This is a genomic window from Enterococcus sp. DIV1682a (assembly GCF_051711005.1).
Lineage (GTDB): Bacteria > Bacillota > Bacilli > Lactobacillales > Enterococcaceae > Enterococcus_B > Enterococcus_B hirae.
Window position 1 is genome coordinate 702,101 of record NZ_JBIOLT010000001.1, and the last position, 25,427, is coordinate 727,527.

Genomic DNA, 25,427 nt, shown 5'->3' on the forward strand with positions numbered 1-25,427 from the left:
CGTAAATATAAAGTAAATGGACGGTCAATTAGGAGAAAACTAGCATGTCAAAAGTTAGTTTTCTCCTATATTTTTTATCAAACTGTGAAGAACATGCGATCATGGTTCTACTCCTTTACTTTGAATAAATGATTATTTGATAGAAAATAAGTGACTTTTGCAGGTCATTCCAGATGATAATAAATAAAAATAGAAACGAGTGAAACGAATGAGTCAACAATTATATTATTTCTTTTTGATAATCGCATTCGTACGATTGTATGTATTAAAAATTTCAAGTAAGCATGCGAACCAATTATTACATGAAGGAGCGATTGAGTATGGAAAAACAACTACAAAATGGTTAGCTATCTTACATACGCTGTTTTATTTTTCTGCTTTCTTTGAGGGAAGCATTCAAAAAACACAAATTAATTGGGTCAGCTGGATTGGATTTTGTCTCATCCTATTTTCGTTTATCATGCTCTTTTGGGTCATGAAATTATTAGGAAAATATTGGTCAGTGAAATTGATCTTTGAACCAGATCATCAATTGATTGAACATTGGTTGTTCCAACGGGTCAAGCACCCCAATTATTTTTTAAATATTTTACCTGAATTGATTGGAGTCGTGCTTCTTTTTCACGCCTATGTGACACTCATTATTTTTATTCTTCCTTATAGTCTCTGTCTCTATCTACGAATAAAAAAGGAAAATCAATTAGTTGCATCTATTAAACAAAAAGAAATAAAGCAGTCATAATAAACTAGCTAAATAAAAAAAGCCGTAGAATCCAAAAATAGTTGCTCCTATTTTTGAGATTCTACGGCTTATTTTTTGATTGCTATTTGCATTTAAAAGTTGGTTATTTTGTTATCGTCAAAATAATCTTTCCGATATTCTTATTCGCTTCCATATATTCATGAGCTTCTTGGACTTGCGCCAATGTAAAGGTACGATCAATAATTGGTTTGACTCGTTGGTCAGCTAGATAAGGTCCAACTACTTGCATAAATTCTTGAGTCAATTGAGCTTTGTACTGATCACTTCGAGGAGTCAACAAAGTGCCGATCAATTGGATTCGTTTGGTGATCAAGGTAGCTAAATCAATCTCTGGTACAATTGTTCCACCTAACATTCCGATCAATACCCAACGTCCATCAATAGCAATAGAAGCTAAATTTTTCTCCCAATAAGAAGCCCCGATGAAATCTAAGATGACGTCGACACCTTTTCCATTGGTAATTCTTGCTACTTCGGTTGAAAAATCCTGTGTTTTGTAATTGATCTGTTCATCTGCACCAAGTTTTTGACAAAAAGCTAGTTTTTCTGATGAACCAGCAGTGACGATGACGGTTGCCTTAGTAAGTTGTTTTGCTAGTTGGATGGCTGCCGTTCCCACACCGCTCGCTCCAGCGTGGATCAAAACAGTTTCACCTTCTTGTAAATTTCCTAGCCAATAGAGTGTTTGGTAAGCTGTTAAAAAAACTTCTGCAATACCAGCCGCTGCAATATTATCCAATGTATCGGGCAGTAAAATTGCACGGTCAGCTGGCATCACTGCGTACTCGGCATAACCGCCTAAATTGACTAACCCACATACTCTTGTACCTGGTACAAAAGTTGGGTTATCACTTCGGTTTTCAACCACTTCTCCAGCTACTTCTACGCCAAGAATCGGGTAAGGAGTTTGTTGATTCGTTGTTTCTCGACGCATGATGTCCGTTCGATTGATTGCCGCTGTGTGAACTTTTATGAGTAATTGTCCTTTTTCCGCTATTGGTTTTGGTGCATCGATCTCTTGTAGTACTTCGGCAGAACCGGGATGTTTGATCGTGATGGCTCGCATTTTTTATTCCTCCTCGACTATTTGTTGCAACGCAGTTGAAATTTCCTGCGTTCCTTCAGATAGTACTAGCGTTGTTTTAGTTATAGTTGGTTGTTCCACTAAAGCTGTCAAAACAGCAGCTACCGTTTGACGAGAGACGGTTTTAGCAGTGGCTTCTGTTGGTTTTGCCAGTTGGACTGTAGTAACTTCTTCATTTGTTAATGACACTGGCTGGATGATTACATAATCTAAAGTTGTTTGTTGTTTCAGCCACTCATCAGCATAATGTTTCGTAATGTAGTAATCAATCATAGAATCTGGCCATTTGCTGCGATCCTCGGCAAAAACAGCACTAATCATAAAGTAGCGAGAAACATGTGCTGATTCGGCCGCTATCATTGTCTTGATCGCACCGTCTAAGTCGATCTGCAATAAGTTTTTCCCTTGCGAACCCGCAACAAAAATAACGAGATCACAACCTTTAAAAGCATCTGCCATTTCTTCAATTGTCCAAGTCAGATCGAAAGAAACATAAGTGACATTATCTTTTTTTACTAAAGATTGTGTTGCAACCTCGCGTACACCTGCTGTCACTTGATGTCTAGTAGTTGCAAGGTCTTTGATTAAATGCCGACCAATTTGGCCATTAGCACCTACAACAAAAATTTTCATTTTAATCATCCTTTCTTATAATAATCACTATCAATCATAACACTAAACAAAAAAAATGCGAGAAAGAGGTTATGAAAGCATCGATAGCTCCGAAGACAATAAGAAAGAATTTTTTAAAATAGCTTCACATATTTTGAAAAATTCAGGCTTATTGCCGAAGGTCAGCTCTGAGAACGCCGTGGATAGGATAATAAACAGCATGGGGAACTTAGATGGGACAAATTCAGGCTTGCTCCAAGGAGTAGAAGCTTTCATACTATTGATGATTTTTAAGTAAAAAACATCCATCTACCAATTTCAACAAAAATTGGGATGGATGTTTTGATTCAAAGAAGATCATGTTCGCTATCAGCTAATTGTCTTATTTAGGTTGGGGTGTCGCATGCATCAAACGAAGCAAGACACTACCAACAGCGACTGTAGCAATTCCAGCGATGATTCCTTCTGGAACACCACTCGTAAAGATAACAGCTAAAATAGCAGTATATAACGCATGGATACTTTTTCCGACCACTTGAGCATAATCTTGTTGGAATAAGAAATAGATCATATTCATCACTAGGATCGTATTCACGAAAGAACCAGCTAAGCCTGCTAGAAACAAAGAAACACCTTGAAACTTGTTTTTACTTAGCCGTAGTATTCCTTTATAGACAAAGTAGGGAACAACACCAATCAATATCCTTGGAATAAAAGCAATCAATAATGCTTTCAAACTTCCGTGGTCTGTGCCAATCACTGGGATGAATGGGGAGAAGACGAATGATAAAGGCGTTTGAATGACCGTACTACGAATCATACTAATCAAGCCGAATGTCCCTCCTAGAAAGCCACCTAAACGTGGGCCCAAAACGATTGATGCAATGATCACTGGGATATGCATGGTCGTAGCGTTGATTGGACCAATAGGAATAAACCCAAGCGGTGTGACCGCTAATAAAATCATGATTGCTAAAAACATAGCAGTCAAAGCAAAAGTACGTGTGTTTTTCATAATGACTCCTTTTATATTAAGCGTTTCTTTCATTAATCAATTGTACCGTTTGATCAATGATTATTTGGGTATCAGCTAAAGCACCTTTGCCAAAATCACCACAAGCCAACAACGACTCTCTTGGCTCGATTTCTTGATAGCCGATTGATTTTAACGTATTTAAATTCCTTTGATTGAGTGGATGTTGATACATATTTGTATTCATTGCAGGAGCAATCAACTTCGGAGTATCTGCAGGGAGTGCCATTGCAACTGTTGAGAGCAGATCATCTGCTAATCCATTTGCTAATTTACCGATAATATTAGCCGTAGCAGGAGCAATCAAGAACAAGTCTGCTTGTTTTGCCAGTTCGATGTGATTAATCACTGAAGGTTCTTTTTCTTGCATGACATCGGTATGAACGGCACGTTTTGATAAGGATTGTAACGTAAGTGGCGTGATGAAGTGAGTGCTGCTTTCTGTCATGATTACGTCTACTTGGTAGCCAAGTTTCACGAGTTGGTTGGTAATATCCGCACTTTTATAAGCAGAGATACTGCCAGTAACCCCCAATAGAATTTTTTTCATAATTGTTTACTCCTTTCATTCCCTGCTAAAATCAAGCTTAACTTTTGTGTTTTAAGAAATAAATCAGAGAATTCTTTTCAGCGTTTCATTGGTTAAAGGAAACTGGTTCTATTATAACCGATGCTAATAATTTAGCAATTTCTTCCTTGGATTGTGCTTCTTTGATTGTTCCGTCTGCCCCTAATAGATAGCCGTGATGGTTTGTTCCGTCGATTTGTGTCAGATCATTCGCGAGGATGTAGTCTACCTGATTCTTCATGATGCTTTTTTTGGCGACTGCTAAAAGTTCTGTTTTTGAAACATCGACTAATAACTTAAAGCCGATGATGGTTGCTTCTGGTTGCCATTTTCTTAGATAGCCGATGATCTTAGGCGTTTTTTTCAAGGCAATTAACAAGTGTTCTGTGTCAGAAGAGATTTTTTCAGCTTTATTAGGATTTATTTCATGGTCTCGGAACCATGAAGAAAGGTGTTCTGGCGTTAGCGGTGTTTGGTCAATGCTCTGTGACAATTGTTCTTCAGATAGGCTAAAAGCAGGAGTGAAATCGCTCACTGCCATACTATGGATGATGGCATCATAAGAGTCACTTGTCAGTAATCTTTCCAAAGTTTCAAATAAATCTTGAGTGGACTCGATTAGATGAAAGCGAATATTGTCCTGTGACGTTGGCTTGACAGCACTGTTTGTCGTGACATAGTCGATCGTTACTGTTGAATCAGTTACCAATGTTTCAGCAATCTTTTTACCTAACTGCCCAGTCGAATGATTTGTGATTGAACGGACTTGATCAATTTTTTCGCTTGTGCCACCAGCCGTAATCAATATCTTCATTTCATTTCACCTACATTAACTAGTGTTCTTCCCTGATGTTGCCCAGCTAACAATCCTTGAATCACTTTGGGCAATTCCTCCAAGGCGATTTCTTTAACGAAAAGATCATCAGCAATAGCAAGATCAGCTAATTGTTGCCATAAGGAGAAACGTTTTTCATGCGGAACATTGACTGAATCGATACCGATCAACTGGATATTGCGCAAAATAAACGGTAATACAGTAGTGGTCAATTTGATTCCTCCAGCATTTCCACATAATGCCGCAGCACCATCATAGGCGATCAAAGGAAGGAGTTGGGTCAATAAGTCACCACCAACCGTATCAATGACATAATCGATTTGTTGCTTTCCTAAAGGTTTTGTCTTTTCAGGAAGAAATTCATTTGGGGATAGGACTTCATTTGCCCCTAATTTTTTCAGCCATTCCACCGATTCTTTTTTGCGTGAAAGAGCGATGATCGAAGTAAATCCCATTTTTTTTAAAATTGCTACAGCAGTACTGCCTACTCCTCCAGATGCTCCAGTTACAACAATACGGTCACTCGATTTCATCCCTTTTGATATGAGGGCGTTCACGCATAAAAGTGCAGTAAAGCCAGCAGTTCCTAATACCATTGCCTGACGAAGTGACAAGGTTTTCGGAAGTGGGATCAACCAATCACCAGAAACTTTCTGGTACTGGCTATAGCCTCCAGGTTGAGTGACGCCCAAGCCATAACCAGTTAGGAGAACAGAATCATCTGTTTTGAAACGTTCATCTCGACTTTCGACAACGGTTCCTGAAAGATCAATCCCAGGTGTCATAGGATAAGAACGGATGACACCACCAGATTCACTACTAGCTAGTGCATCTTTATAGTTAACATCAGAATAAGCAACTTTGACCAACACTTCGTTCGCTGATAAAAGAGGCATTTCCTGGTCAATGATCGAAGTATGAAAATGCGGAACATTATTTACTTGAAACGCTTTAAATTTATTCATGTAAAAACAGAACTCCTCTCAAAATTTTTCTTTTATCATACCATAAATCAATCTATTTTATGGTGATTCGCTGATGATTAGTGACTAAAAAAAGTGAAACTTATTCTTTCAAATAAAAAAGATGTTTTTCTTGAAATTTAAAATAAAAAGGGTTGTGTTTTTGATCAAAATTTGTATACTAGTACGAGTGAGAGTAAACTTGATGTTTACTATTAGAAAACTTCATGGAGGAGGAATGAGATGGAAATAGGTGAGAAGTTAAGAAATTTACGTATCCAGAAAAATTTGACACAAGAAGAATTAGGTGAACGTACGGATTTATCAAAAGGCTATATCTCTCAATTAGAACGTGACTTGAGTTCGCCATCCATGGAAACATTTTTTTCGATTCTTGAAGTATTAGGTGTTTCTCCTGAAGAATTTTTTCATCAAGAAACAGTGAATCTACAAGTTGTTTATTCTAAAGAAGATCATACCGTTTATTTAGATGAAGAAAATGGTTATCAACTTGAATGGTTGGTCTCTGATTCGAATGAAAAAGAAATGGAACCTGTTTTACTGACATTCAATGAAGCAGGAGAGTATAAATTATTTGAACCTTCTTTATCAGAAACGTTTATTTTTGTGTTAGAGGGGGAATTAGAGTTAAGCTTAGGTGAAGAACGATATATTGCCAAAGCAGGTCAATCGATCTATTACCAAGCAACAAAGCACCACCAATTGAAGAATCATCAATCAAAACGTACGAGGGCATTGATTGTCGCTACTGAATCGTACTTGTAATTTTAGGGGGTTAAAAAGTGGGAAAACCAATTATTTCATTTGATCAGGTGGTCAAACGCTATGATGATGAAACGATTTTGAAGAAAGTGAGTTTTGAGATCGAACAAGGGAAATTTTATACCTTACTAGGTCCTTCGGGTTGTGGAAAAACAACGATTTTACGAATTATTGCTGGTTTCACAGATGCTACTGAAGGCGAAATGTATTTTGAGGGAAAACGATTAAATGATGTGCCAGCTAATAAACGGCAAGTAAATACGGTTTTCCAAGATTACGCCTTATTTCCTCATATGAATGTATTCGACAATGTCGCTTTTGGATTGAAAATCAAAAAAATGAATAAAGTCGATATTGAGAAAAAAGTCAAAGATGCACTTCGCATGGTGCAACTTCCTGGGTACGAAAATCGAGAAATTAGCGAAATGTCTGGTGGACAAAGACAACGTGTGGCTATCGCGCGAGCTATCGTTAATGAACCTAAAGTATTGTTGTTAGACGAACCTCTATCTGCGCTGGATCTAAAGTTGCGAACGGATATGCAGTATGAATTAAGAGAGTTGCAACAACGTTTGGGAATTACATTTATTTTTGTGACACATGACCAAGAAGAAGCTTTAGCAATGAGCGATGAAATCTTTGTGATGAATAAGGGGAAAATCGTGCAGAGTGGAACACCTGTCGATATCTACGATGAACCGATCAATCATTTTGTGGCTGATTTTGTGGGTGAAAGCAATATCGTTGATGGTGTGATGATCGACGATAATCTTGTAGAGTTTGTTGGCAAACGATTTGAATGTGTTGATGGTGGAATGCGTCCCAATGAACCAGTTGAAGTCGTCTTGCGCCCTGAAGATTTAACGATTACTACCCCTGATAAGGGAAAACTGGTTGTGACTGTTGATACGCAACTGTTTCGTGGGGTCCACTATGAAATTGTCTGTTACGATGAGCAACAAAATGAATGGACGGTTCATTCAACGAAAAAAGCAAAAGAGGGTAGCAAAGTTGGTCTAGCCTTTGATCCAGAAGATATCCATGTCATGCGTTTTAATGAATCAGAAGAAGAATTTGATGCACGACTTGATAGTTATGAAGAGTAAGGAGGAATAGTCAATGAAAACAATGCGTAGAATCTACTCTGTTCCTTATGTACTCTGGCTTGGTCTATTCGTGATTGCACCAGTTTTGATGATCATTTACCAATCTTTTTTTGATATGAATGGACACTTTACTTTAAATAATTATGCTACTTTTTTGACGTCTAGAACGAATCTTTTCATGGCGTTAAATTCTGTTTGGTATGCCTTTTTGATCACCTTTTTTACATTAATCATCAGCTATCCGACTGCTTATTTTTTAACTAAATTAAAACATAAACAGTTGTGGTTGATGCTGATCATCTTACCAACATGGGTGAATTTATTACTAAAAGCTTATGCGTTTATTGGTATTTTTAGTATCCATGGAAGTGTGAATCAATTTTTTGAATTTTTAGGGATCGCTCCAAGACAAATTTTGTTTACCGATTTTAGTTTTTTATTTGTGGCAACTTATATCGAGATTCCATTTATGATTATGCCGATATTCAATGCATTGGAAGAAATGAATCCGTCATTGATCAGTGCTAGCCGTGATCTAGGAGCAAATAATTTTGAAACATTTCGCCGAGTAGTATTCCCATTGTCATTGAATGGTGTAAAAAGTGGGATTCAAGCAGTGTTTATTCCTTCACTGTCATTGTTCATGTTGACACGACTGATTGGTGGAAATCGTGTGATCACTTTAGGAACAGCAATTGAACAACATTTTCTCGTGACTCAAAATTGGGGGATGGGTTCGACGATCGGAGTTATTTTGATTATTGCAATGTTTATTGTGATGTTGTTGACAGGTGAGAAGAAGAAGGGAGGCCGCGCATGATGAAAAAATTTAAGTGGTCTTACCTTTACCTCTTTATTGTTTTTCTACTATTATATTTGCCTATCTTTTATTTGATTTTCTACTCCTTTAATGACGGTGGTACCATGAACAAATTTACCGGTTTTACTTGGGACCATTATCAGGCAGTTTTTGAAGATACACGATTGATCATTATTGTATTGAACACCTTTATGTTAGCTTTTTTATCGGCACTGATCGCAACGATTATCGGAACGTTTGGGGCAATGGGGATTTACTATACTAAAAAACGTCAAGCAAGAACGACATTACTAAGTATGAATAATATTTTATTAGTTTCACCAGATGTAATTATTGGTGCCAGTTTCTTGATTTTCTTTACTTTTTTAGGCTTTGGATTAGGTTTCCAAAGTGTTTTGCTTTCTCATATTGCCTTTAGTATCCCAATCGTTGTATTGATGGTATTACCTAAATTACAAGAAATGAATGATTCGATGGTTGATGCCGCTAGAGATCTAGGTGCAAATAATTTTCAAGTCGTAAAAAATATTATTTTACCATTCTTGTCTCCTGGCATCATTGCAGGCTACTTTATGGCATTTACTTATTCATTAGACGATTTTGCGGTGACCTTTTTCGTGACAGGTAATGGATTCACTACGTTGTCAGTAGAAATCTATTCTCGTGCTCGTCAAGGAATCAGTTTAGAAATCAATGCGTTAAGTGCATTAGTGTTCCTATTTTCGATGGTTTTAGTGATCGGTTATTATTTTATTAGTAAAGAAAATCGTTCCAAAAAACTGAGAAAAAATCGCCGAGGACGTGAGGAGGTCGCACGCTTACGATGAAAAAATTACAATCACTGTTTGTGGGTATCGTTGTGATCATCTTGGTCTTGCTCTTTGGTGTACGGCAATTAGAACAAGCAAGCGGAATGAGTGGAGCAAAAATCGTTACGATCTATAATTGGGGCGATTACGTTGATCCTAGCTTGATCACAAAATTTGAAAAAGAATATGGGTATAAGGTCAATTATGAAACGTTTGATTCCAATGAAGCCATGTTTACTAAGATCCAACAAGGTGGCACAAATTATGATATAGCCATTCCTAGTGAATACATGATCCAAAAGATGATCAAAGAAAAATTAGTGCTTCCTTTAGACCATTCCAAGATCAAAGGATTAGCGAACATTGATGAGCGCTTTTTGGATTTAGACTTTGATCCCCAAAATACCTATTCGATTCCATACTTTTGGGGAACCTTGGGGATCGTATATAATGATAAAGTTTTCAATAAAGAGGAAATCCAGCACTGGAATGATCTTTGGAAACCGAAATTAAGAGATAGTTTGATGTTGATCGATGGTGCCAGAGAAGTGATGGGGCTATCGTTGAACAGTTTGGGCTATTCGTTGAACAGCAAAGAGATGGATCAATTGAATGCAGCTGCAGATAAACTGAACAAACTAACCCCTAATGTCAAAGCAATCGTAGCTGATGAAATCAAAATGTATATGATCAATGAAGAAGCATCCGTCGCTGTAACTTTTTCTGGAGAAGCAGCAGATATGATGTCTGAAAATGAACATCTTCATTATGTGATCCCTTCAGAAGGTTCGAATTTATGGTTTGATAATATCGTGATGCCGAAAACAGCAAAAAACAAAGAAGGCGCATATGATTTCATCAACTTTATGTTGAAACCAGAAAATGCTGCCCAAAATGCTGAATACATTGGCTACTCAACACCTAACAAAAAAGCGAAAGCTCTTTTACCAAAAGAAATTTCCCAAGATGAACAATTCTATCCCTCTGATGAAACCATCTCTCATCTAGAAGTTTATGAAGACCTTGGACCTAAATTCTTAGGAATCTATAACGACTTGTTCTTAGAGTTCAAGATGTATCGGAAAAGCTGGTAAGACTCAATAAAATTGGGGAAAAATCAAGCTTAAAATAGTCTATTTCACGTACTTTCTGATACTCAGTTTTCCAATTTTCTACCAAAAGCGTCTTTTTAGGCGCTTTTTTTGTGTTATTTTATCTTTTCTACCAGAAAAAATAGATGAAATAGTGATGCAACAAGTATGATATGTTTTTGATAGGCATTGGTTGGGTTAATCTAATGCCTGTAAGGTAACTTACAAATAAAAGCCTATTTTTCAGTCGCCTTTTGGTGGCTATTTTTTATAGTTGATATAATGAATATGAATAGAAATAGGTTGTTTTATCAACTATAATTATATTGTGATGTATGAGACATTCTATTGTATTTGTATTCTATCCTTTACATAAATCATCTAACAAAGAAGGTATAGTTATGTACTCTGTAGAGTTCAGCAAGGAATTTTCCGATGTATTTTCTGAGAATCAATCAAAAAAATACCAAGAAATAATCGTATATAAAGTGAATGAGTATTTGACACATAATTTTTATCGCATCAAACCTGTCCATTCATCTGCAAAATACTCTATTTATGAAATGAAAATCCATTTAGGAAAGGAAGATTTTCGAATTGCTTTTAGAATAGATGGCAAAAAGGTGCAAGTTTTTTATATTAGTCGAACGTTGAAAAAATTTTTATTTGATAAGGAAGTAAATAAGTTGGTTAATCGACTCAACAAAAATCAATGGCTAGTCGATGAAGAAAGTAGAAGTGCCATAAAATGAACATGATTTATAAAAAGCAATTAAAACAATTTTTGAAAAAAACATTTAAGTCAAAGAACTGTTTCGCTTTAAAAATTCTTACATTCAAAAAAGATCGCTATGTATTTATTTGTTATGACCAAGATCAATACACGATAGTTGAAGATGGATTTGAAAAGAATAGGTACCAGTTTGACTCTTCAGATGAAGCAATGAAAAAAGTAATGAAAATAGCAGATATTGAATTTAAAAATAGCTATAGACTTTATATACAAACTAAACTTAAACAATGACTCTCATTTGTTTTATCTTCTTGAAAGGAATGCTTTATTATAAATAAAAAACGACTCAAAATGAGTCGTATAAATCAATTATTGTAATAAATCATTAATTTCTTTAAATTCTTTATCAAGTTCTTTTTCATCATATTTCTCATATTTACCAGCTTCATGAAGGATTTTTTTAATTTCATGAATCGCTTTTCGTTCAACTAACCATTTTTTTAGGTTATGTTTTTTTTCTGGATTTTCAGATAACGTATCAAGTTCGTCTAATTCTTTATCCAGTTTATTAACCGTAGCAATAATTTTGTCTAAAGTTTTTTCTTCTTTATGTTCTAAATTTGACATTTATCTTCACGTCCTTTTTATTTGATAATTCAAGTATAAAATGTCAATATATTTTTTTCAAATAAAACTCTTTATATATGTTTTATTGCATAAGTAAGTAGAACTAGTTCCCTCTATCACACTATACGATAAATCAATTTAGTTAAAAATATCCTCTTTGACTATCGTACTACTGTGATCAGTTAGGGTTTGCTAGTAATCTATTTACTCAAAAATGCCTTGATATCAGAATTTTTGGTGTTTATATGAATTGATAGAAGTCAATTTTAATCTTTAATCAAGATGCTAGAAATTAACATTGAACAGAAGAATAGAGTCATGCTATAATAATCGTGCAAAAAGGAACTGCGTCAACAGTTCCCTTTTGACAGCACCGCTAAAGACGGTGGCAATTAAACTAAATATTTCAAAAAGAAATAGCCAGTCTTCTCGCTAAAGTGACGGCTATTTCTTTTTGTCATGTTTAAGCATAGATACAACCAAGCCAATCAAAGAAATGGTAAACATACCAAATCCAAGAATGGTTTGAATTGTCTCGTATGCGGACAAAAAGGCATCTCCTTTCTCTAAAGTGTGAGATTATGTGCATAAGCACCACCTCGCTTTCAGAATGGAAAGCCACCGTCATTAAACTTTACTGTCATAAAGGATCGTAGCATATAGACTTAGGGATCATTGCTTTAAAAAAACAATCGTTCTTTTGTTTTTTATTGAATAGAAGAATAGAGGTATGCTATAATAAATACGAAAAAAGGAACTGCGTCAACAGTTCCCTTTTGACAGCACCGCTAAAGACGGTGGCGAATTCAATGGTATTTCAAAAAGAAATAGCCAGTCTTCTCGCTAAAGTGACGGCTATTTCTTTTTGTCATGTTTAAGCATAGATACAACCAAGCCAATCAAAGAAATGGTAAACATACCAAACCCAAGAATGGTTTGAATTGTCTCGTATGCGGACAAAAAGGCATCTCCTTTCTCTAAAGTGTGAGATTATGTGCATAAGCACCACCTCGCTTTCAGAATGGAAAGCCACCGTCATTAAACTTTACTGTCACAAATGATTATAGCATATAGACTTAGTTATTTTCTTGAAAATTCAAGTAGAACTGAGTCTATTTTTTTGTTTGAAAATAAAAAAATAGAAGGGATAATGTGTATTGAAAAAAACAAACCAACTCACTTATCTAGTGTTAGTCAATTTTAGATTTTTTTGGCTAACTATTTTTTTAACTATTTAATTAGTTTATTTGTTGACAAACAAAATAAATAGTTTATCATTTACTTTGTTGATATCGATATAAACTAAGTAAATATTTTGGAGGTCATCTTATGAATCATCATGAAATCTTAGAAAATCTGTTAGAAATTGCGCACCAACCGTTTTTGATTTTTGCCTATCAAGTGGAAGAAAAGACAGACAATGCTTTTGAAACATTAAAAATATTAGTGGCTGAGGACGATGTGACGGCAGGACGGTTAGCTGAAGTGCTAGATATTAAACCGTCTAGTGTGACACAAATCATCAAAAAATTAGAAGAGGCTGGGACGGTCATGCGGGAAAAATCAGCAACGGATTCCCGAGTGACTTTGGTCAAGATTACTGATAAAGGTCGAGAAAGTCTGCAAGAGCGTGGTTCAATCAGTACAACATTAAAAGATGTCTTATTTAAAGGCTTTGCAGAAGAAGAGTTAGCACAATTGAATACCTATCTTGAACGAATGAATGAAAATATCAATCGTCCTGAATTTCAAGAAAAATTAGCTGAAGTTTTCGGCGATGATCAACGTTGGGAACGATTCAATAAGATGAGTGCGCATTTTGGCAGAGCACGTGAACAGATGATGGATCGCAGTGGGTTCGGTGGTTTTGGTCGAGGTGGCTTTGATCGAGATGCCTTCGATGGACGATTTGATAGACATTACGGTGGCTTTGAAGGATGGAAGAAAGGGCGTAGAAAATAATGGCACAAGGTGGAGGCGGAAGCCCCGTTAGTATCTCGATGAAACAAACGAATACAAGATTTTCTTTGAAAGAATTTCTTAGTTTAATCAAACAAACAAAACCGCGCTATCCCTTACTGGCGATTGGGATGATCTTATTAGCAGGTTCATCAGCTGTGCAAGTTTATGTTCCTAAATTGGCTGCTAATTTAGTTAATCATTTTCAAGAGGGGATCGATTATGCTTTATTAGGAAGAGTCGTGGGGATGTTCGTTTTTTCAGCTGTAATTTCAGCGATTGGTGGGACGGTTTTAGGAATTTTTGGCGAAAACGTCATTCAAAATATGCGAAAACGTTTATGGAATAAATTAACGATACTGAAAGTCACCTATTTTGATTCGGTGAAGGCGGGTGAGATGTCCAGCCGAGTAACGAATGATACGTCCCAGGTAAAACAGCTGTTGGCTGTGACATTTCCACAAACGATTGCGAGCATCATTACCGTGATCGGAACGGTTTATATGATGATCAGAATGGATTGGCATATGTCGCTAGCCATGGTTATTGCTGTTCCCGTCGTTATCCTATTGATGATTCCTGTGATGACCTTTGGTTCAAAGATCAGTCATATCCGTCAGGATGCTATGAGTCATTTCAATGGAATCGCAACAGAAACGTTGTCAGAAATTCGTTTAGTAAAAACGTCGAATGCTGAACAACAAGCACAAGAACGGGCAGCAAATGAAGTCGATCGTTTGTTTCGCGTTGGTAAAAAAGAAGCAGTCTTTGATGCTGCAATGCAACCGATCATGATGATGGTTTTTATGAGCATGGTCTTTGGTTTGTTAGCTTATGGAATGCATCGTATTGCGATTGGAGCGATGACGATCGGGGTATTGATGAGTTTTCTCATGTATCTCTTCAATCTGATCGGCGCGATGCCAACGATTGCCACATTGTTTTCTGAAATGGCAAAAGCTGCTGGTTCGACACGCCGTGTACAAGAATTATTGAATGAAGTACCTGAAGACTTTGAATCTGGTGAAGAAGTGGATTTATCGAACAAAACATTGTGTGTTTCTAACGTGGACTTTGCTTATAGTGATGCACCTGAGGAACCGATTTTAACGAATGTGTCTTTTGAAGCTAAACCTAACGAGATCATTGCTTTTGCGGGTCCTTCTGGTGGAGGGAAATCGACTACATTCAGTTTATTAGAACGTTTTTATGAGCCAACAGCAGGTACGATCAAATTTGGCACAACGGAGATCCAAAAGATCAAGTTGTCCAATTATCGTAGTCAAATTGGCTATGTTTCCCAAGATTCTGCTATTATGGCAGGAACGATCCGTTATAATTTAACTTATGGATTAGCGGATACTTACACAGATGAGCAGCTTTGGGAAGTGTTAGAATTAGCCTATGCACGTCAATTTGTGGAAGAGATGCCCAATGGTTTAGATACAGAAGTGGGCGAACGTGGTACGAAAATTTCTGGAGGCCAACGGCAACGACTGGCAATCGCTCGAGCGTTCTTAAGAGATCCAAAGGTCTTGATGTTGGATGAAGCAACAGCAAGTCTTGATTCTGAATCAGAAGCAAAAGTCCAACAAGCCTTGACAAATCTGATGAAAGGTCGGACAACATTAGTGATCGCACATCGTCTATCAACGATCGTGGATGCTGATAAAATCTACTTTATCGAAAAAGGAAAAGTAACCGGTTCAGGAAAACACGCTGAGCTTGTTCAAAAACACAAAACCTATGCCAAATACGTAGACGAACAATTTAAAGTTGATACATTGCAAATTGCCTAAGTGTTAAAAAGCTGAATCCTTTTATCTTACTGAAAGAATGCGAAGAATCTAAGAGAAAGAAGAAATACTTTTTTCTGTTCTTTTTATTTGGTTAAACAATTTTCCGCGAAATAGATAATCAGGTTTAGAATGTTTAGGATATGTTTGGTAAACTGAGTATCAGACATCTTGAATCCTCCTATGAATTGGTTCGTTAAACTAATTCTAAAGGATTTCAAGGTGTCTTTTTTTCACCGTTTATTCGTTTTTAGAGATACTAGGAGAGACTGAGACAAGTTTTGGCTCAGTCACACAAAGTATAGAAACAAAAGAGAAGGAATTATATACAGGTATAAAAATCTATCATCTGATCACAATTTATTCGTTTTGTCATCTATTTCATTGGCAATTGTATTTGAAAAACGACTCCTCTAGGTTCCCAGTCTCTTACGGACAGTTTGCCTTTATGCTGAGTGATGATCTGTTTGGCAATTGCGAGACCAAGACCATAGCCACCAGTTTCTTTAGAACGAGAGCGGTCTTCGCGGTAGAAGCGTTCAAAAATTCGTCTTTTGTCTTCATCGCTAATAGATGGCCCGTTGTTTTTGACTTCAATCAGCCAATTATCGTTGGAGATTTCAGATTGCAGGACGATTTTTTCTTTAGCTTCTGTGTATTTTAGCGCATTGTCCAGCAGAATAACTAGAACTTGGTGGATACGTTTTTCGTCGACTATCACTGGTTGATCGGCAAAGTTTTCCAAGACAAAATATTGATCGTTTATTTCTGCGATTTCCTGGAAGGGCTGGGCTAATTGACGAATAAATTCTTTGGGATTAACTGATTCTTTCTGCAGAAGCAACTGATTGGAATCACTGCGTGCCAAGGTTAGCAGGTCTTCAGTCAGGCTTTTCATTCGCCGTGTTTCATTCAGGGCTTGGGCAATTGGTTCAGACTCTTCCAAGATGGTGTGATTGGGTCGGGTGAACAATTGCTGCAGGCTGTTTTGAATGATTGCTAGTGGCGTGCGTAATTCGTGAGAGGCATTTTCAACAAATTCCTGTTGTTTGCGCCATGAGAGCATGATGGGTTGCATATTCATTTTTGAAATGTAAAAGCTTATTCCAATCGAAATCAGCCAAAAAACGACCATACAGATAATCAGTGTTGTCTTGAAGGTTTTCATGGAGTCTGCGATTTGATTGGTATTGGCTAAAAATTGAATATAGGCGATGTCTCCTCCTTTATCTGCTTTGATTGTATACGAATGAAAGGAAAGTTTTTGGCTAGAATAGCCTGCATTTTTTAAACTTAATGCTTGAACAGAATCGAGATTTTTCTTATCTAAGGTTAAATTTTCCAGTTCAGTGAACCGTCCACCAATCGTGTCTTTGTTGAGAATCGTTCCTTCTTTTGACCATAAAATGATCTGAGTATTGAACTGATTATTGCCTTCTGGTCCATTCTCTCTCAGCTGATCGCCCGGCATTTGTGCCAGAAAGGGATTGCTTTGTTGGTACCGGTTGATTTCCATCTGAATAAGATGTTCATTTTCCGCCATTTGAGTTAGTGACAGGTCTGTTTGGCGGTAGGCCGAGCTTTGCAGCAACTGTAGAGTTATAAATCCTAATAATAGGAAGATACCTGCAAAAGCGGCTACATTTAAGAAGAAAAATTTTAGTCGTTGTTTTCTTGATATTTCGGTATTCATAGCATTAATCCTTTTGTAAGATGTAGCCGACATTTCTCAGTGTTTTAAAGAACTGATCTGCACCTGACGGCTTCAAATGTTTTCTTAAGTGACTCATATATACTTCTACAACTGTAATGGTCGTATCGGAATCAAATCCCCAAATCCGATCGAAGATTTGCTCCTTTGTTAAAATCACGCCCTTATTTTGGATGAAATAAACCAAGAGATCAAATTCTTTTCCTTGAATTGATAGGATCTCATCGTCGATGGTTACTTCTTTCGTCGCAAGGTTGCAGGTAATATTTTTATAGACGATTTGATTCTCAGAAAACAATCCTAACGAACGCTTCAATAACGCTTTTACCCGCATAATCAGTTCTTCACGATAAAAAGGTTTCGTCAAATAATCGTCTGCACCTTTTTGAAATCCATTGATTTTGTCTTCTAGGCCATCTTTGGCAGTTAGAATCAGCACAGGGGTTTGGATATTTTTTTTTCGTAATTCTGCTAAGATTTCGTAGCCGTTTTTCCCTGGCAGCATCAGGTCCAGCAATATTAGATCATAAACACCAGTTTCTGCTTCAAATAAGCCTTCTTCCCCATCATAGATCTGTGTGATCTCACCTAAATCCGACAAGATTTCTTTTATATTATCTGAAAGTGTCGCTTCATCTTCTACTATTAAAAGGTTTATCATTGATTTTCTCCTTTTTCATCTATTACTTACTCAGTTTACCACGCTTTCCTAAAACAACCTTAAAAACTTTTTTGTCACGTTTAAGCTTCGGTTAAGCCAATTTGCCTATTCTATAAACAGACAAATGAAGGAGGAACCAAAATGAATTATATCAAACGGGCGATTCAAAGCCTTTGGGCCAAAAAAGGACGCAGCATCATTATGATCACCGTCTTTTCCGCCATATTAATTTTTGTATTAGCGGGGTTAACGATCCGCAGCGGCGCTGAACTGGCGACCACGAATGCGAAAAAAAGTGTCGGGGCGACCGTCACCTTATCAACGAACCGAGAGGCAATGTTCAAACAGCAATCAAATTCAGATTCAGATGATGAAAGCAGTCGCCCAGATCCAGGTAGCTTTGAACAGACACCCGTCAACTTGAGTGATGCAAAAAAAATCGCAGAATTAGCGAATGTTAAATCGTATTCATTTGAAGCAAGTACTTCAGCGGATAAAGGCACAGGGATTACACCGATCTCGAGTGATAGTGACAGTGAAGAGGAATCTTCGGATGAACAAGCTGTTGGATTTGGTGGACAGAAAGCACCTGGTGGGATGAGTCAAGGGGATTTCCAAATTAAAGGTGTTTCCGAAAGTAATTCTTACAGTGATTTTTCATCAGGAACAGCTAGCCTAGTTGAAGGCAAGGCAATCACTTCGGATGATGAAGGGACGAATAATGTACTGATCGAGCAAAGTTTAGCGGAAGCAAACGATCTAAGTGTCGGGGACAAATTTAAGATTAAAGATACCGATGATAAAGATGTTGAAGTTACTATTAAAGGTATTTACAAAACAAGTGATTCTGGCAACAGTATGAGTGCTCGCTTCAACTTTATGAATCCAGCGAACACGATTTTTTCTTCTTATACACTGGTTAACACCTTAACTGGATCGGAAGGAAAAACGATCGATTCGGCAGTTTATAACTTAGATGATCCCAAAGACATGGACAGCTTTGTAGAAGCAGCGAATAAATTGATCGATACGGATACATTCAGCTTAGAAACCAATGATCAAATGTATCAGCAAATGCTTCAACCATTGAATAATGTATCAAGCTTTGCGAAGAATATCGTGATTTTAGTAGCCGTAGCCGGAGTCATTATTTTGACATTGATTATTATGCTGTCGATTCGTGAACGTAAATATGAGATCGGTGTATTACTTTCATTAGGTGAATCACGGGTCAAAGTTATTTCACAATTTTTCGTTGAGATTTTTGTCTGCATGATCTTCGCTTTAGGGATCGCTGCAGCTAGCGGAAATGTTGTTGGCAATGCAGTCGGCAACCAGTTGTTGAGTCAGCAAACAACTTCGCAAAATGCAGATGGACAAGAAGCGAATACGGCAGGAAACGGCGGTCCAAATCAAGGTAACCAAGGACAAGCACCTGGTGGCGGAAACGGTGGTCCTAGTGGTGGTCAAATGGGAAGCAATCCATTTACACAATCAAAAGAAATTCAAGAACTAAATATTTCAATGCAGCCAACCGAGATTTTAAGTCTTGCAGGAATTGGGCTGGGGATTAGTTTATTCTCAATTGTCCTTTCATCAGCTGGAATTCTACGACTGAATCCGAAGAAAATATTGATTTCCTAATTAAAGGAGGAATTTTTAATGACACTATCAACAAAAGATTTAGGCTACTGGTATGAAGACAACCGACGATTATTCGAAAATGTTAATTTAACTTTTGAAAAAGGCAAAATGTATGCAATTTTAGGTACGAGCGGTTCAGGGAAAACGACTTTTTTATCCCTGATCGCAGGATTAGATACACCAAAAAGCGGAGAAATTCTCTATGACGACAAATCGTTGAAAAAAATTGGATTGCGGGAATATCGTCGTAAAGATGTATCAATTGTGTTCCAAGCCTATAATCTACTGCCGTATTTATCGGCAGTAGACAATGTGGTAACAGCGATGGAGATTGCTCAAAGCCAACAGACAGATAAAAAAGCCTACGCCTTAGCGAACTTGGAAAAAGTCGGAATCACTAAGGATTTAGCAGATAAAAAAGTTACGATGCTATCTGGTGGTCAGCAGCAACGAGTAGCAATCACTAGAGCCCTATGCTGTGAACACGATCTAATCGTTGCGGATGAACCGACTGGAAACTTGGATGAAGCAACTTCCAGCGAGATCGTTAAACTTTTCCAAGAGATTGCACATGAGCAAAAGAAATGTATTATTTTAGTCACCCACGAACAGGATGTTGCTAAAGGCTGCGATGTGGTGTATGAACTGAAAAATCAAGAATTCAATCAAGTATCTTAAACAAACAGAATTTCGGTTCAGCTAGTATGAATGAGTAGGAAATGAATAGAGGAGACTGAGGAAATTTTTGCTCAGTCTCTCTTTTAGTAATAGTCGTTTTTTTTAGGTTGAAAGGAATAAAGTGACCTATTAATAAAAAGAATAACAGATATAATTCTTGTAAAAGAGCGATAGATAGGAGTGTTTAGAATGGGATTGTTTCAATGGCTTAGAAAAAAATTTTCAAATAATCAAGATAAAGAAGTCAATGAAATGCTACTTAAGCTAAATAAAAAAATTCATGAACCGAAAGACTTTTGTCCGGCGACTACAGCATTAATCCGCTTGTATGACCGAGAAAAAAATGCAAAAGAAATAAATAAAGGTGAAACCAGTTATGAATCTCATACTGAAGCCTTTCATAAAGAAATACAAGTCCATAGTCAAGAAAAGATTTATCTAACAGATTATTTAAATATCTGGCTACAAATAAATGAAGCAAAATTACAGGAATATAAGTTGGATACAATGTTCGAGAAAGGAAATTTAAAGGAAATCAAAGAAGAACTAGCGAAGGATATAAAGATAAAAAGTGAAATTTTATCGCGGTGTTTGGGAGGGGAAATTACTAATTATCGGTTAAATCAACAAGCTTATCAAGAAATGTTCGGGCGAATAAATCCTAAAGGCTGTCAAAGAAACAAAGTGGTAATTGATTTTCAAGTAACAAAGAAGATCACTGATTTCTCATTGAATAAGGGGAGGGATCAGATGGAGAGTCAGACAAACCAAAAAACTCAAACGAATGGATGCCAAACGATGGAAAGTATAACCGATAAAATAAAGGACCCCGGTTTAATCGAAACAAAGGCACAATCTAGTGAGACAAAAGTTCAAGAAAATTTAGGTAGAGAATAAACAAGCACTTTGAGATTGCTTTGATAGTGTGCGTTGTGATAAATGAAACGCCCTCGAAACAGCGGGTACTGTTTTGAGAGCGTTTCTAGTGCAGAAATGAATATTTATTTATCTGTTTTTATTCATTTTCATATTCTTCAAGCTCAATACTCAAATCTTCCCATTCAGAAAGTTTTGTTTCTTGAGATTGGCGAGTTGCTTCGAGTGTTTGATTCAATTCATTTAATTTGAGATGGTCATCCAAATTCTCTGGGGACACCATTTGTTGTTCTAGTGCCTCGATCTGTTCATCTAAAATAGCTAATTCTTCTTCAATTTGAGTGATTTTACGTTGTAAACTACGTATCAGCTTTTGTTGCTCTTTACTTTGGAAATAGGTTTTCTTGTTCGTAGAAATATGCTCTTCTTCTGGTGTTTTTTCAGCTAACAGCTCTGCTATTTCCGCTTCTTCTTGTTTCTTTTCCAAATAATAATCATAGTCACCTAAATAAACTTTACTACCGTTTTCCGATAATTCGATGACTTTTGTGGCAATCCGATTGATGAAATAACGGTCATGAGAGACAAACAACAAAGTACCATCATAATCAATCAAGGCATTTTCTAATACTTCTTTATTATCAATGTCCAGGTGGTTGGTTGGTTCGTCTAAAATCAAAAAGTTTTCTTGATTCATTGCGAGTTTTGCAAGGGCGACTCGGGCTTTTTCACCACCGCTTAGCAAGGGGATGGTCTTTTCTACATCTTCACCAGAAAATAGAAAGGCACCCAAAACGCTACGAATTTCTTTTTCGGGAGTCGTTGGATGTTCATCCCATAATTCAGCTAAAATTGTTTTGTTGGTGTGTAAGTCTGCTTGACCTTGATCGTAGTAGCCGATCGTCACATTGGTTCCTAAATGTTCTTTTCCACGGATAAACGGCAACTGATGGATGATCGATTTTAAAAGCGTGGATTTACCAATACCATTGGGGCCGACCAGTGCAATGGCTTCTTGACGCCGAATATCAAGATTGATCGGTTCAGACAAAACTTCATTATGATAACCAATCGCAGCATCTTCAATTTGTAATACAACATTTCCTGATGGCTTTGCTACATTGAAAAGAAAGTGAGCTTGTTTTTCGTCTCCTTGAGGACGGTCAATCCGATCCATTTTCTCAAGGACTTTTCTGCGACTTTGGGCTCTTTTCGTCGTAGAAGCGCGTACCAAGTTGCGTGCGACAAAATCTTCCAATTTATGGATCTCAGTTTGTTGTTTTTCATAAGCTTTCCATTCAGTTGCTAATTGTTCAGCTTTCATATCAAGGTACTTCGAATAATTCCCTTTATAGTGGCGCATTTTTTTTCGACTTAATTCGTAAACTTCTGTTGCGACTTTATCTAAGAAATATCGGTCATGGGAGACGATCAGTAAGGCACCAGTATAACTTTGCAGGTAGCCTTCTAACCAAGAGAGAGTCTCAATATCTAAATGGTTGGTTGGTTCGTCTAAGATCAAGATATCTGGATGTTGGAGCAACATTCTTGCTAACGCTAAGCGAGTGCGTTGTCCGCCAGACAATTCATTGATTTTTTGATCATAAAAAGACGGATCAAATTTAAAGCCATGCAAAACAGAGCGTATTTCATTTTCGTAGCCATAACCGTTTCTATCTGAAAAATCGTGTTGTAATTTATCGTATTCTTTCAAAAGTGAATCATAGGAAGGTGTATCAGGTGTTCCTTCACTGATCAAGATTTCAAGTTCGCGCATTCGATTTTCCATTTGACGGATTGTTTCGAATGATTTAAGCATTTCATTCCAGACTGTTTCTGCTGAATCTAACCCAGTATCTTGTGCCAGATAGCCTAAAGTAGCAGCTTTATTTTTAGCGATTGTTCCTTCATCGGGGCGTTCGATTCCAGCAAGGATTTTCAAAAGTGTTGATTTTCCTGCTCCGTTACGGCCGACTAATGCGATCCGAGCCCCTGTGCTGATTTCTAAATGGATATTCTCAAATAAGATCTCCGCACCGAAGTGACGAGCAATTTGATTGGCTTGTAATAATATCATGGAATCCTCTTTTCTACTTTGTGAATTCTCTAAGAATAAATCTCTTTTTCAACTAGTAGTCTACCATAAATTCCTTGATACTGCGAGGTTCAAAGAAATGATAAAAAAATGAATAAAGAATAAAATTTCACAATATCCAAGCAATCAAATTGATTTTTTCCTATATATACTGATATGATGGATAAATCAAAGTAAACTTAAAGTAAAAGTGGAGGTAATTAAGTGAAAGATCATGTTATTCCAAAGGCAACAGCCAAACGGCTACCTTTGTATTACCGTTATTTACGAATCTTAAATAATGCTGGTAAGAAAAAAGTATCATCAACTGAATTAAGTGAGGCTGTTCAAGTTGACAGTGCAACGATTCGCCGTGATTTTTCATATTTTGGAGAATTAGGAAAACGAGGCTATGGCTACGATGTTGAAGACCTCATGCATTTTTTCGCAAAAACATTGAATGATGATCAATTGACTAATGTGGCGTTGATCGGTGTCGGTAATTTGGGAAGTGCCCTTTTAAAATATAAATTCCATCAAAGTAACAGTATCCGTGTAAGTTGTGCATTTGATGTCAACGAAGCAATCGTTGGACGGATCGTGGATGGGATTCCCGTTTACCCTATGGAAGATATGTTTGAGCAAATCAAGATCCAACAAATCGAAGTAGCAATATTGACGATACCAGCTGAGCGAGCACAAGAAGTAGTTAATCGGTTGACTGAAGCGGGCATTAAAGGTATCTTGAATTTTACTTCTGCTCGATTAAATGCGCCAGCAGATGTGTTGATTCAAAATGTTGACTTAACGAATGAATTACAAACGTTGATTTATTTTCTTCATTCCGATGCATCCTTGCAAGCGACTGAAGAAACTGAGTAACGAATGATTCAGATGACCTGGTTGGTTTACTAAACAGTCTCAAGTGATGAATGATCATTTTAGAAGTCGTGATTTCCGAAATTGATGTCTCAGTTTTTGTGAAATTTCGGCTCTTTTTTGTGGTCCGTTCGGTGGTAACCATCTTCTTGTCACCGAACAAAAGTTCCTATATAATCATGGTAGGGGTGAGTGAGATGGAATTACAGTTTCCTTTACATAATGATACATCTAGAAAAATCATTCATATCGATATGGATGCTTTTTTTGCCTCTGTCGAAGAACGGGATCATCCAGAATTTAGAGGGAAACCCTTAGTTATTGCCAGACATCCGAGTGACACTGGTGGTCGAGGAGTGGTTACTACAGCGAATTATGAAGCAAGAAAGTATGGCATCCATTCAGCGATGAGTGCGCAAAAAGCATATGAATTATGTCCGCAAGCCATTTTTAAACCAGGCGATCATCAAAAATATAGTGAGATCTCACAAATTGTTCGTGAGATTTTTTACCGATATACGGATATCGTTGAGCCTGTCAGTATTGATGAAGCCTATCTTGATGTGACGAACAATAAACGCAATTGTAAATCAGCAATCAAAATTGCTCGTTTGATCCAAAGAGACATTTGGGAAGAGGTAAGACTGACCTGCTCGGCAGGTGTGAGCTATAATAAGTTTTTAGCGAAATTAGCCTCAGATTTTCAAAAACCTCAAGGCATTACTATCGTTGCACCTCAAGACGCATTGACGTTCCTAAAGGCACTACCTATTGATAAATTTCATGGGGTAGGAAAAAAAACCGTCCCTAAGATGCATGAACTTGGTATTTTCACTGGAGAAGATCTTTATAATTGTACAGAGATGATGTTGATCCAACAATTTGGAAAGATGGGCTATTCGCTTTATCGAAAAGTAAGAGGTGTCCATGATGCACCAGTCAATGTGACAAGAGAAAGAAAATCTGTAGGAAAAGAGCATACTTATGGTCAGCCACTACAAACGGAAGAAGCGGTATTAGCACAATTACGACAATTAGCTGAGAAAGTCGAAGAGTCGTTGAAAAGAGTCCAAAAACATGGAAAAACCGTAGTGTTAAAAGTGAGATATACGGATTATACGACAGTCACGAAAAGAGTCACTTTACCTGAGTATATCTATAAGAAAGAAGCGCTCTTTTATCAAGCAAGTTTGATTTGGGAAGAAATTTTAGGGATTGAACAAGGCATACGTCTCTTGGGGATCACGTTAACGAATTTAGATCCCATGACTTATGAGAATATTGTGTTACCTTTGTGGGAATGAAAAAACAGTAGAAAACGTG

General features: G+C 37.1%; 27 protein-coding genes. 15 read left to right on the forward strand and 12 right to left on the reverse strand.

What is annotated here, in order from left to right:
• The first annotated feature begins 208 nt into the window (after nucleotides 1–208).
• Nucleotides 209–742, forward strand: coding sequence for an isoprenylcysteine carboxyl methyltransferase family protein (locus tag IGJ23_RS03125; protein ID WP_034699792.1), 534 nt, complete (start codon nucleotides 209–211; stop codon nucleotides 740–742).
• A 103-nt stretch (nucleotides 743–845) separates the two neighbouring features.
• Here IGJ23_RS03125 and IGJ23_RS03130 read toward each other — a convergent pair whose 3' ends face one another.
• The 6 genes from IGJ23_RS03130 to IGJ23_RS03155 all read right to left on the reverse strand — a co-directional run bounded on the left by IGJ23_RS03130 (nucleotide 846) and on the right by IGJ23_RS03155 (nucleotide 5,860).
• Nucleotides 846–1,829: an NAD(P)H-quinone oxidoreductase gene (locus tag IGJ23_RS03130; protein ID WP_207433055.1), complete on the reverse strand. Its 984-nt coding sequence runs from the start codon at nucleotides 1,827–1,829 to the stop codon at nucleotides 846–848.
• A 3-nt stretch (nucleotides 1,830–1,832) separates the two neighbouring features.
• Nucleotides 1,833–2,480, reverse strand: coding sequence for an SDR family oxidoreductase (locus IGJ23_RS03135; protein ID WP_010719849.1), 648 nt, complete (start codon nucleotides 2,478–2,480; stop codon nucleotides 1,833–1,835).
• Between the two features lie 361 nt (nucleotides 2,481–2,841).
• Nucleotides 2,842–3,474, reverse strand: a complete 633-nt coding sequence (locus IGJ23_RS03140) for an ECF transporter S component (RefSeq protein ID WP_010719848.1) — start codon at nucleotides 3,472–3,474, stop codon at nucleotides 2,842–2,844.
• A 16-nt stretch (nucleotides 3,475–3,490) separates the two neighbouring features.
• Nucleotides 3,491–4,042, reverse strand: a complete 552-nt coding sequence (gene coaC / locus IGJ23_RS03145; protein ID WP_010719847.1) for a phosphopantothenoylcysteine decarboxylase — start codon at nucleotides 4,040–4,042, stop codon at nucleotides 3,491–3,493.
• 85 nt (nucleotides 4,043–4,127) lie between these two features.
• Nucleotides 4,128–4,874, reverse strand: coding sequence for a phosphopantothenate--cysteine ligase (locus tag IGJ23_RS03150; protein WP_178286648.1), 747 nt, complete (start codon nucleotides 4,872–4,874; stop codon nucleotides 4,128–4,130).
• Nucleotides 4,871–5,860: an acrylyl-CoA reductase family protein gene (locus tag IGJ23_RS03155; protein WP_251849245.1), complete on the reverse strand. Its 990-nt coding sequence runs from the start codon at nucleotides 5,858–5,860 to the stop codon at nucleotides 4,871–4,873. The genes IGJ23_RS03150 and IGJ23_RS03155 overlap by 4 nt, the downstream gene beginning before the upstream one ends.
• 240 nt (nucleotides 5,861–6,100) lie before the next feature.
• Here IGJ23_RS03155 and IGJ23_RS03160 point away from each other — a divergent pair, with 240 nt between their 5' ends.
• From IGJ23_RS03160 to IGJ23_RS03190, 7 genes are all read left to right on the forward strand, one after another.
• Nucleotides 6,101–6,643 carry a helix-turn-helix domain-containing protein gene (locus IGJ23_RS03160; RefSeq protein WP_010719844.1) on the forward strand — a complete coding sequence of 181 codons (543 nt, stop codon included), beginning with the start codon at nucleotides 6,101–6,103 and terminating at the stop codon, nucleotides 6,641–6,643.
• A gap of 17 nt (nucleotides 6,644–6,660) precedes the next feature.
• The gene (locus IGJ23_RS03165; protein ID WP_010719843.1) at nucleotides 6,661–7,746 is read left to right on the forward strand and encodes an ABC transporter ATP-binding protein; all 1,086 of its coding nucleotides are present in this window, start codon (nucleotides 6,661–6,663) and stop codon (nucleotides 7,744–7,746) included.
• Nucleotides 7,747–7,759: 13 nt separating this feature from the next.
• Entirely contained in the window at nucleotides 7,760–8,566 is an 807-nt protein-coding gene (locus IGJ23_RS03170; RefSeq protein ID WP_207433061.1) for an ABC transporter permease, read from the forward strand.
• A complete protein-coding gene (locus IGJ23_RS03175; protein WP_034699851.1) occupies nucleotides 8,566–9,393 on the forward strand; it encodes an ABC transporter permease in 828 nt (275 codons plus the stop codon). The genes IGJ23_RS03170 and IGJ23_RS03175 overlap by 1 nt, the downstream gene beginning before the upstream one ends.
• Nucleotides 9,390–10,469: an ABC transporter substrate-binding protein gene (locus tag IGJ23_RS03180; protein ID WP_053766139.1), complete on the forward strand. Its 1,080-nt coding sequence runs from the start codon at nucleotides 9,390–9,392 to the stop codon at nucleotides 10,467–10,469. The genes IGJ23_RS03175 and IGJ23_RS03180 overlap by 4 nt, the downstream gene beginning before the upstream one ends.
• Nucleotides 10,470–10,867: 398 nt before the next feature.
• Nucleotides 10,868–11,218: a type II toxin-antitoxin system RelE family toxin gene (locus IGJ23_RS03185; RefSeq protein WP_207433062.1), complete on the forward strand. Its 351-nt coding sequence runs from the start codon at nucleotides 10,868–10,870 to the stop codon at nucleotides 11,216–11,218.
• On the forward strand, nucleotides 11,215–11,490 hold the full coding sequence (locus tag IGJ23_RS03190; protein WP_010719838.1) for a hypothetical protein: 276 nt from the start codon (nucleotides 11,215–11,217) through the stop codon (nucleotides 11,488–11,490). Before IGJ23_RS03185 ends, IGJ23_RS03190 begins: the two co-directional genes overlap by 4 nt.
• A gap of 78 nt (nucleotides 11,491–11,568) precedes the next feature.
• On the opposite strand, the gene IGJ23_RS03195 is transcribed toward IGJ23_RS03190, so the two are convergent.
• From IGJ23_RS03195 to IGJ23_RS03205, 3 genes are all read right to left on the reverse strand, one after another.
• A complete protein-coding gene (locus tag IGJ23_RS03195; protein ID WP_010738287.1) occupies nucleotides 11,569–11,826 on the reverse strand; it encodes a hypothetical protein in 258 nt (85 codons plus the stop codon).
• 444 nt (nucleotides 11,827–12,270) lie between these two features.
• A complete protein-coding gene (locus IGJ23_RS03200) occupies nucleotides 12,271–12,375 on the reverse strand; it encodes a putative holin-like toxin (protein WP_014834224.1) in 105 nt (34 codons plus the stop codon).
• 306 nt (nucleotides 12,376–12,681) lie between these two features.
• Nucleotides 12,682–12,786 carry a putative holin-like toxin gene (locus IGJ23_RS03205; protein WP_014834224.1) on the reverse strand — a complete coding sequence of 35 codons (105 nt, stop codon included), beginning with the start codon at nucleotides 12,784–12,786 and terminating at the stop codon, nucleotides 12,682–12,684.
• Between the two features lie 369 nt (nucleotides 12,787–13,155).
• Between IGJ23_RS03205 and IGJ23_RS03210 the strand changes: the two genes are divergently transcribed.
• Both IGJ23_RS03210 and IGJ23_RS03215 read left to right on the forward strand, forming a co-directional pair.
• On the forward strand, nucleotides 13,156–13,788 hold the full coding sequence (locus tag IGJ23_RS03210; RefSeq protein WP_207433064.1) for a MarR family winged helix-turn-helix transcriptional regulator: 633 nt from the start codon (nucleotides 13,156–13,158) through the stop codon (nucleotides 13,786–13,788).
• Nucleotides 13,788–15,584, forward strand: a complete 1,797-nt coding sequence (locus tag IGJ23_RS03215; protein ID WP_207433066.1) for an ABC transporter ATP-binding protein — start codon at nucleotides 13,788–13,790, stop codon at nucleotides 15,582–15,584. The genes IGJ23_RS03210 and IGJ23_RS03215 overlap by 1 nt, the downstream gene beginning before the upstream one ends.
• A gap of 373 nt (nucleotides 15,585–15,957) precedes the next feature.
• Here IGJ23_RS03215 and IGJ23_RS03220 read toward each other — a convergent pair whose 3' ends face one another.
• The gene (locus IGJ23_RS03220; RefSeq protein ID WP_034699804.1) at nucleotides 15,958–17,274 is read right to left on the reverse strand and encodes a sensor histidine kinase; all 1,317 of its coding nucleotides are present in this window, start codon (nucleotides 17,272–17,274) and stop codon (nucleotides 15,958–15,960) included.
• Nucleotides 17,275–17,278: 4 nt separating this feature from the next.
• Complete coding sequence (locus IGJ23_RS03225) at nucleotides 17,279–17,953, reverse strand: response regulator transcription factor (protein ID WP_034699806.1); 675 nt, start codon at nucleotides 17,951–17,953, stop codon at nucleotides 17,279–17,281.
• A gap of 141 nt (nucleotides 17,954–18,094) precedes the next feature.
• Between IGJ23_RS03225 and IGJ23_RS03230 the strand changes: the two genes are divergently transcribed.
• From IGJ23_RS03230 to IGJ23_RS03240, 3 genes are all read left to right on the forward strand, one after another.
• The gene (locus IGJ23_RS03230) at nucleotides 18,095–19,597 is read left to right on the forward strand and encodes an ABC transporter permease (RefSeq protein WP_010738282.1); all 1,503 of its coding nucleotides are present in this window, start codon (nucleotides 18,095–18,097) and stop codon (nucleotides 19,595–19,597) included.
• An 18-nt stretch (nucleotides 19,598–19,615) separates the two neighbouring features.
• Nucleotides 19,616–20,275, forward strand: a complete 660-nt coding sequence (locus IGJ23_RS03235; RefSeq protein ID WP_010738281.1) for an ABC transporter ATP-binding protein — start codon at nucleotides 19,616–19,618, stop codon at nucleotides 20,273–20,275.
• A gap of 189 nt (nucleotides 20,276–20,464) precedes the next feature.
• Nucleotides 20,465–21,172: a hypothetical protein gene (locus tag IGJ23_RS03240; RefSeq protein ID WP_438774620.1), complete on the forward strand. Its 708-nt coding sequence runs from the start codon at nucleotides 20,465–20,467 to the stop codon at nucleotides 21,170–21,172.
• 118 nt (nucleotides 21,173–21,290) lie between these two features.
• Here the strand turns inward: IGJ23_RS03240 and IGJ23_RS03245 are convergent, their stop codons facing one another.
• Entirely contained in the window at nucleotides 21,291–23,228 is a 1,938-nt protein-coding gene (locus tag IGJ23_RS03245) for an ABC-F family ATP-binding cassette domain-containing protein (RefSeq protein ID WP_438774621.1), read from the reverse strand.
• 222 nt (nucleotides 23,229–23,450) lie between these two features.
• Between IGJ23_RS03245 and IGJ23_RS03250 the strand changes: the two genes are divergently transcribed.
• A complete protein-coding gene (locus IGJ23_RS03250) occupies nucleotides 23,451–24,107 on the forward strand; it encodes a redox-sensing transcriptional repressor Rex (protein ID WP_010719828.1) in 657 nt (218 codons plus the stop codon).
• Between the two features lie 194 nt (nucleotides 24,108–24,301).
• The gene (gene dinB, locus IGJ23_RS03255) at nucleotides 24,302–25,408 is read left to right on the forward strand and encodes a DNA polymerase IV (RefSeq protein WP_438774622.1); all 1,107 of its coding nucleotides are present in this window, start codon (nucleotides 24,302–24,304) and stop codon (nucleotides 25,406–25,408) included.
• The last annotated feature ends 19 nt before the right edge of the window (nucleotides 25,409–25,427 follow it).

What these genes read in the sequence shown, in the direction of transcription:
- IGJ23_RS03220 (WP_034699804.1), bottom strand. Translation starts at nt 17,274, where the DNA reads ATGAATACCGAAATATCAAGAAAACAACGACTAAAATTTTTCTTCTTA.
- IGJ23_RS03140 (WP_010719848.1), bottom strand. Translation starts at nt 3,474, where the DNA reads ATGAAAAACACACGTACTTTTGCTTTGACTGCTATGTTTTTAGCAATC.
- IGJ23_RS03225 (WP_034699806.1), bottom strand. Translation starts at nt 17,953, where the DNA reads ATGATAAACCTTTTAATAGTAGAAGATGAAGCGACACTTTCAGATAAT.
- IGJ23_RS03130 (WP_207433055.1), bottom strand. Translation starts at nt 1,829, where the DNA reads ATGCGAGCCATCACGATCAAACATCCCGGTTCTGCCGAAGTACTACAA.
- IGJ23_RS03240 (WP_438774620.1), top strand. Translation starts at nt 20,465, where the DNA reads ATGGGATTGTTTCAATGGCTTAGAAAAAAATTTTCAAATAATCAAGAT.
- IGJ23_RS03125 (WP_034699792.1), top strand. Translation starts at nt 209, where the DNA reads ATGAGTCAACAATTATATTATTTCTTTTTGATAATCGCATTCGTACGA.
- IGJ23_RS03195 (WP_010738287.1), bottom strand. Translation starts at nt 11,826, where the DNA reads ATGTCAAATTTAGAACATAAAGAAGAAAAAACTTTAGACAAAATTATT.
- IGJ23_RS03190 (WP_010719838.1), top strand. Translation starts at nt 11,215, where the DNA reads ATGAACATGATTTATAAAAAGCAATTAAAACAATTTTTGAAAAAAACA.
- IGJ23_RS03210 (WP_207433064.1), top strand. Translation starts at nt 13,156, where the DNA reads ATGAATCATCATGAAATCTTAGAAAATCTGTTAGAAATTGCGCACCAA.
- IGJ23_RS03170 (WP_207433061.1), top strand. Translation starts at nt 7,760, where the DNA reads ATGAAAACAATGCGTAGAATCTACTCTGTTCCTTATGTACTCTGGCTT.
- IGJ23_RS03135 (WP_010719849.1), bottom strand. Translation starts at nt 2,480, where the DNA reads ATGAAAATTTTTGTTGTAGGTGCTAATGGCCAAATTGGTCGGCATTTA.
- IGJ23_RS03175 (WP_034699851.1), top strand. Translation starts at nt 8,566, where the DNA reads ATGAAAAAATTTAAGTGGTCTTACCTTTACCTCTTTATTGTTTTTCTA.
- IGJ23_RS03185 (WP_207433062.1), top strand. Translation starts at nt 10,868, where the DNA reads ATGTACTCTGTAGAGTTCAGCAAGGAATTTTCCGATGTATTTTCTGAG.
- IGJ23_RS03245 (WP_438774621.1), bottom strand. Translation starts at nt 23,228, where the DNA reads ATGATATTATTACAAGCCAATCAAATTGCTCGTCACTTCGGTGCGGAG.
- IGJ23_RS03160 (WP_010719844.1), top strand. Translation starts at nt 6,101, where the DNA reads ATGGAAATAGGTGAGAAGTTAAGAAATTTACGTATCCAGAAAAATTTG.
- IGJ23_RS03150 (WP_178286648.1), bottom strand. Translation starts at nt 4,874, where the DNA reads ATGAAGATATTGATTACGGCTGGTGGCACAAGCGAAAAAATTGATCAA.
- dinB (WP_438774622.1), top strand. Translation starts at nt 24,302, where the DNA reads ATGGAATTACAGTTTCCTTTACATAATGATACATCTAGAAAAATCATT.
- IGJ23_RS03180 (WP_053766139.1), top strand. Translation starts at nt 9,390, where the DNA reads ATGAAAAAATTACAATCACTGTTTGTGGGTATCGTTGTGATCATCTTG.
- IGJ23_RS03230 (WP_010738282.1), top strand. Translation starts at nt 18,095, where the DNA reads ATGAATTATATCAAACGGGCGATTCAAAGCCTTTGGGCCAAAAAAGGA.
- coaC (WP_010719847.1), bottom strand. Translation starts at nt 4,042, where the DNA reads ATGAAAAAAATTCTATTGGGGGTTACTGGCAGTATCTCTGCTTATAAA.
- IGJ23_RS03215 (WP_207433066.1), top strand. Translation starts at nt 13,788, where the DNA reads ATGGCACAAGGTGGAGGCGGAAGCCCCGTTAGTATCTCGATGAAACAA.
- IGJ23_RS03155 (WP_251849245.1), bottom strand. Translation starts at nt 5,860, where the DNA reads ATGAATAAATTTAAAGCGTTTCAAGTAAATAATGTTCCGCATTTTCAT.
- IGJ23_RS03235 (WP_010738281.1), top strand. Translation starts at nt 19,616, where the DNA reads ATGACACTATCAACAAAAGATTTAGGCTACTGGTATGAAGACAACCGA.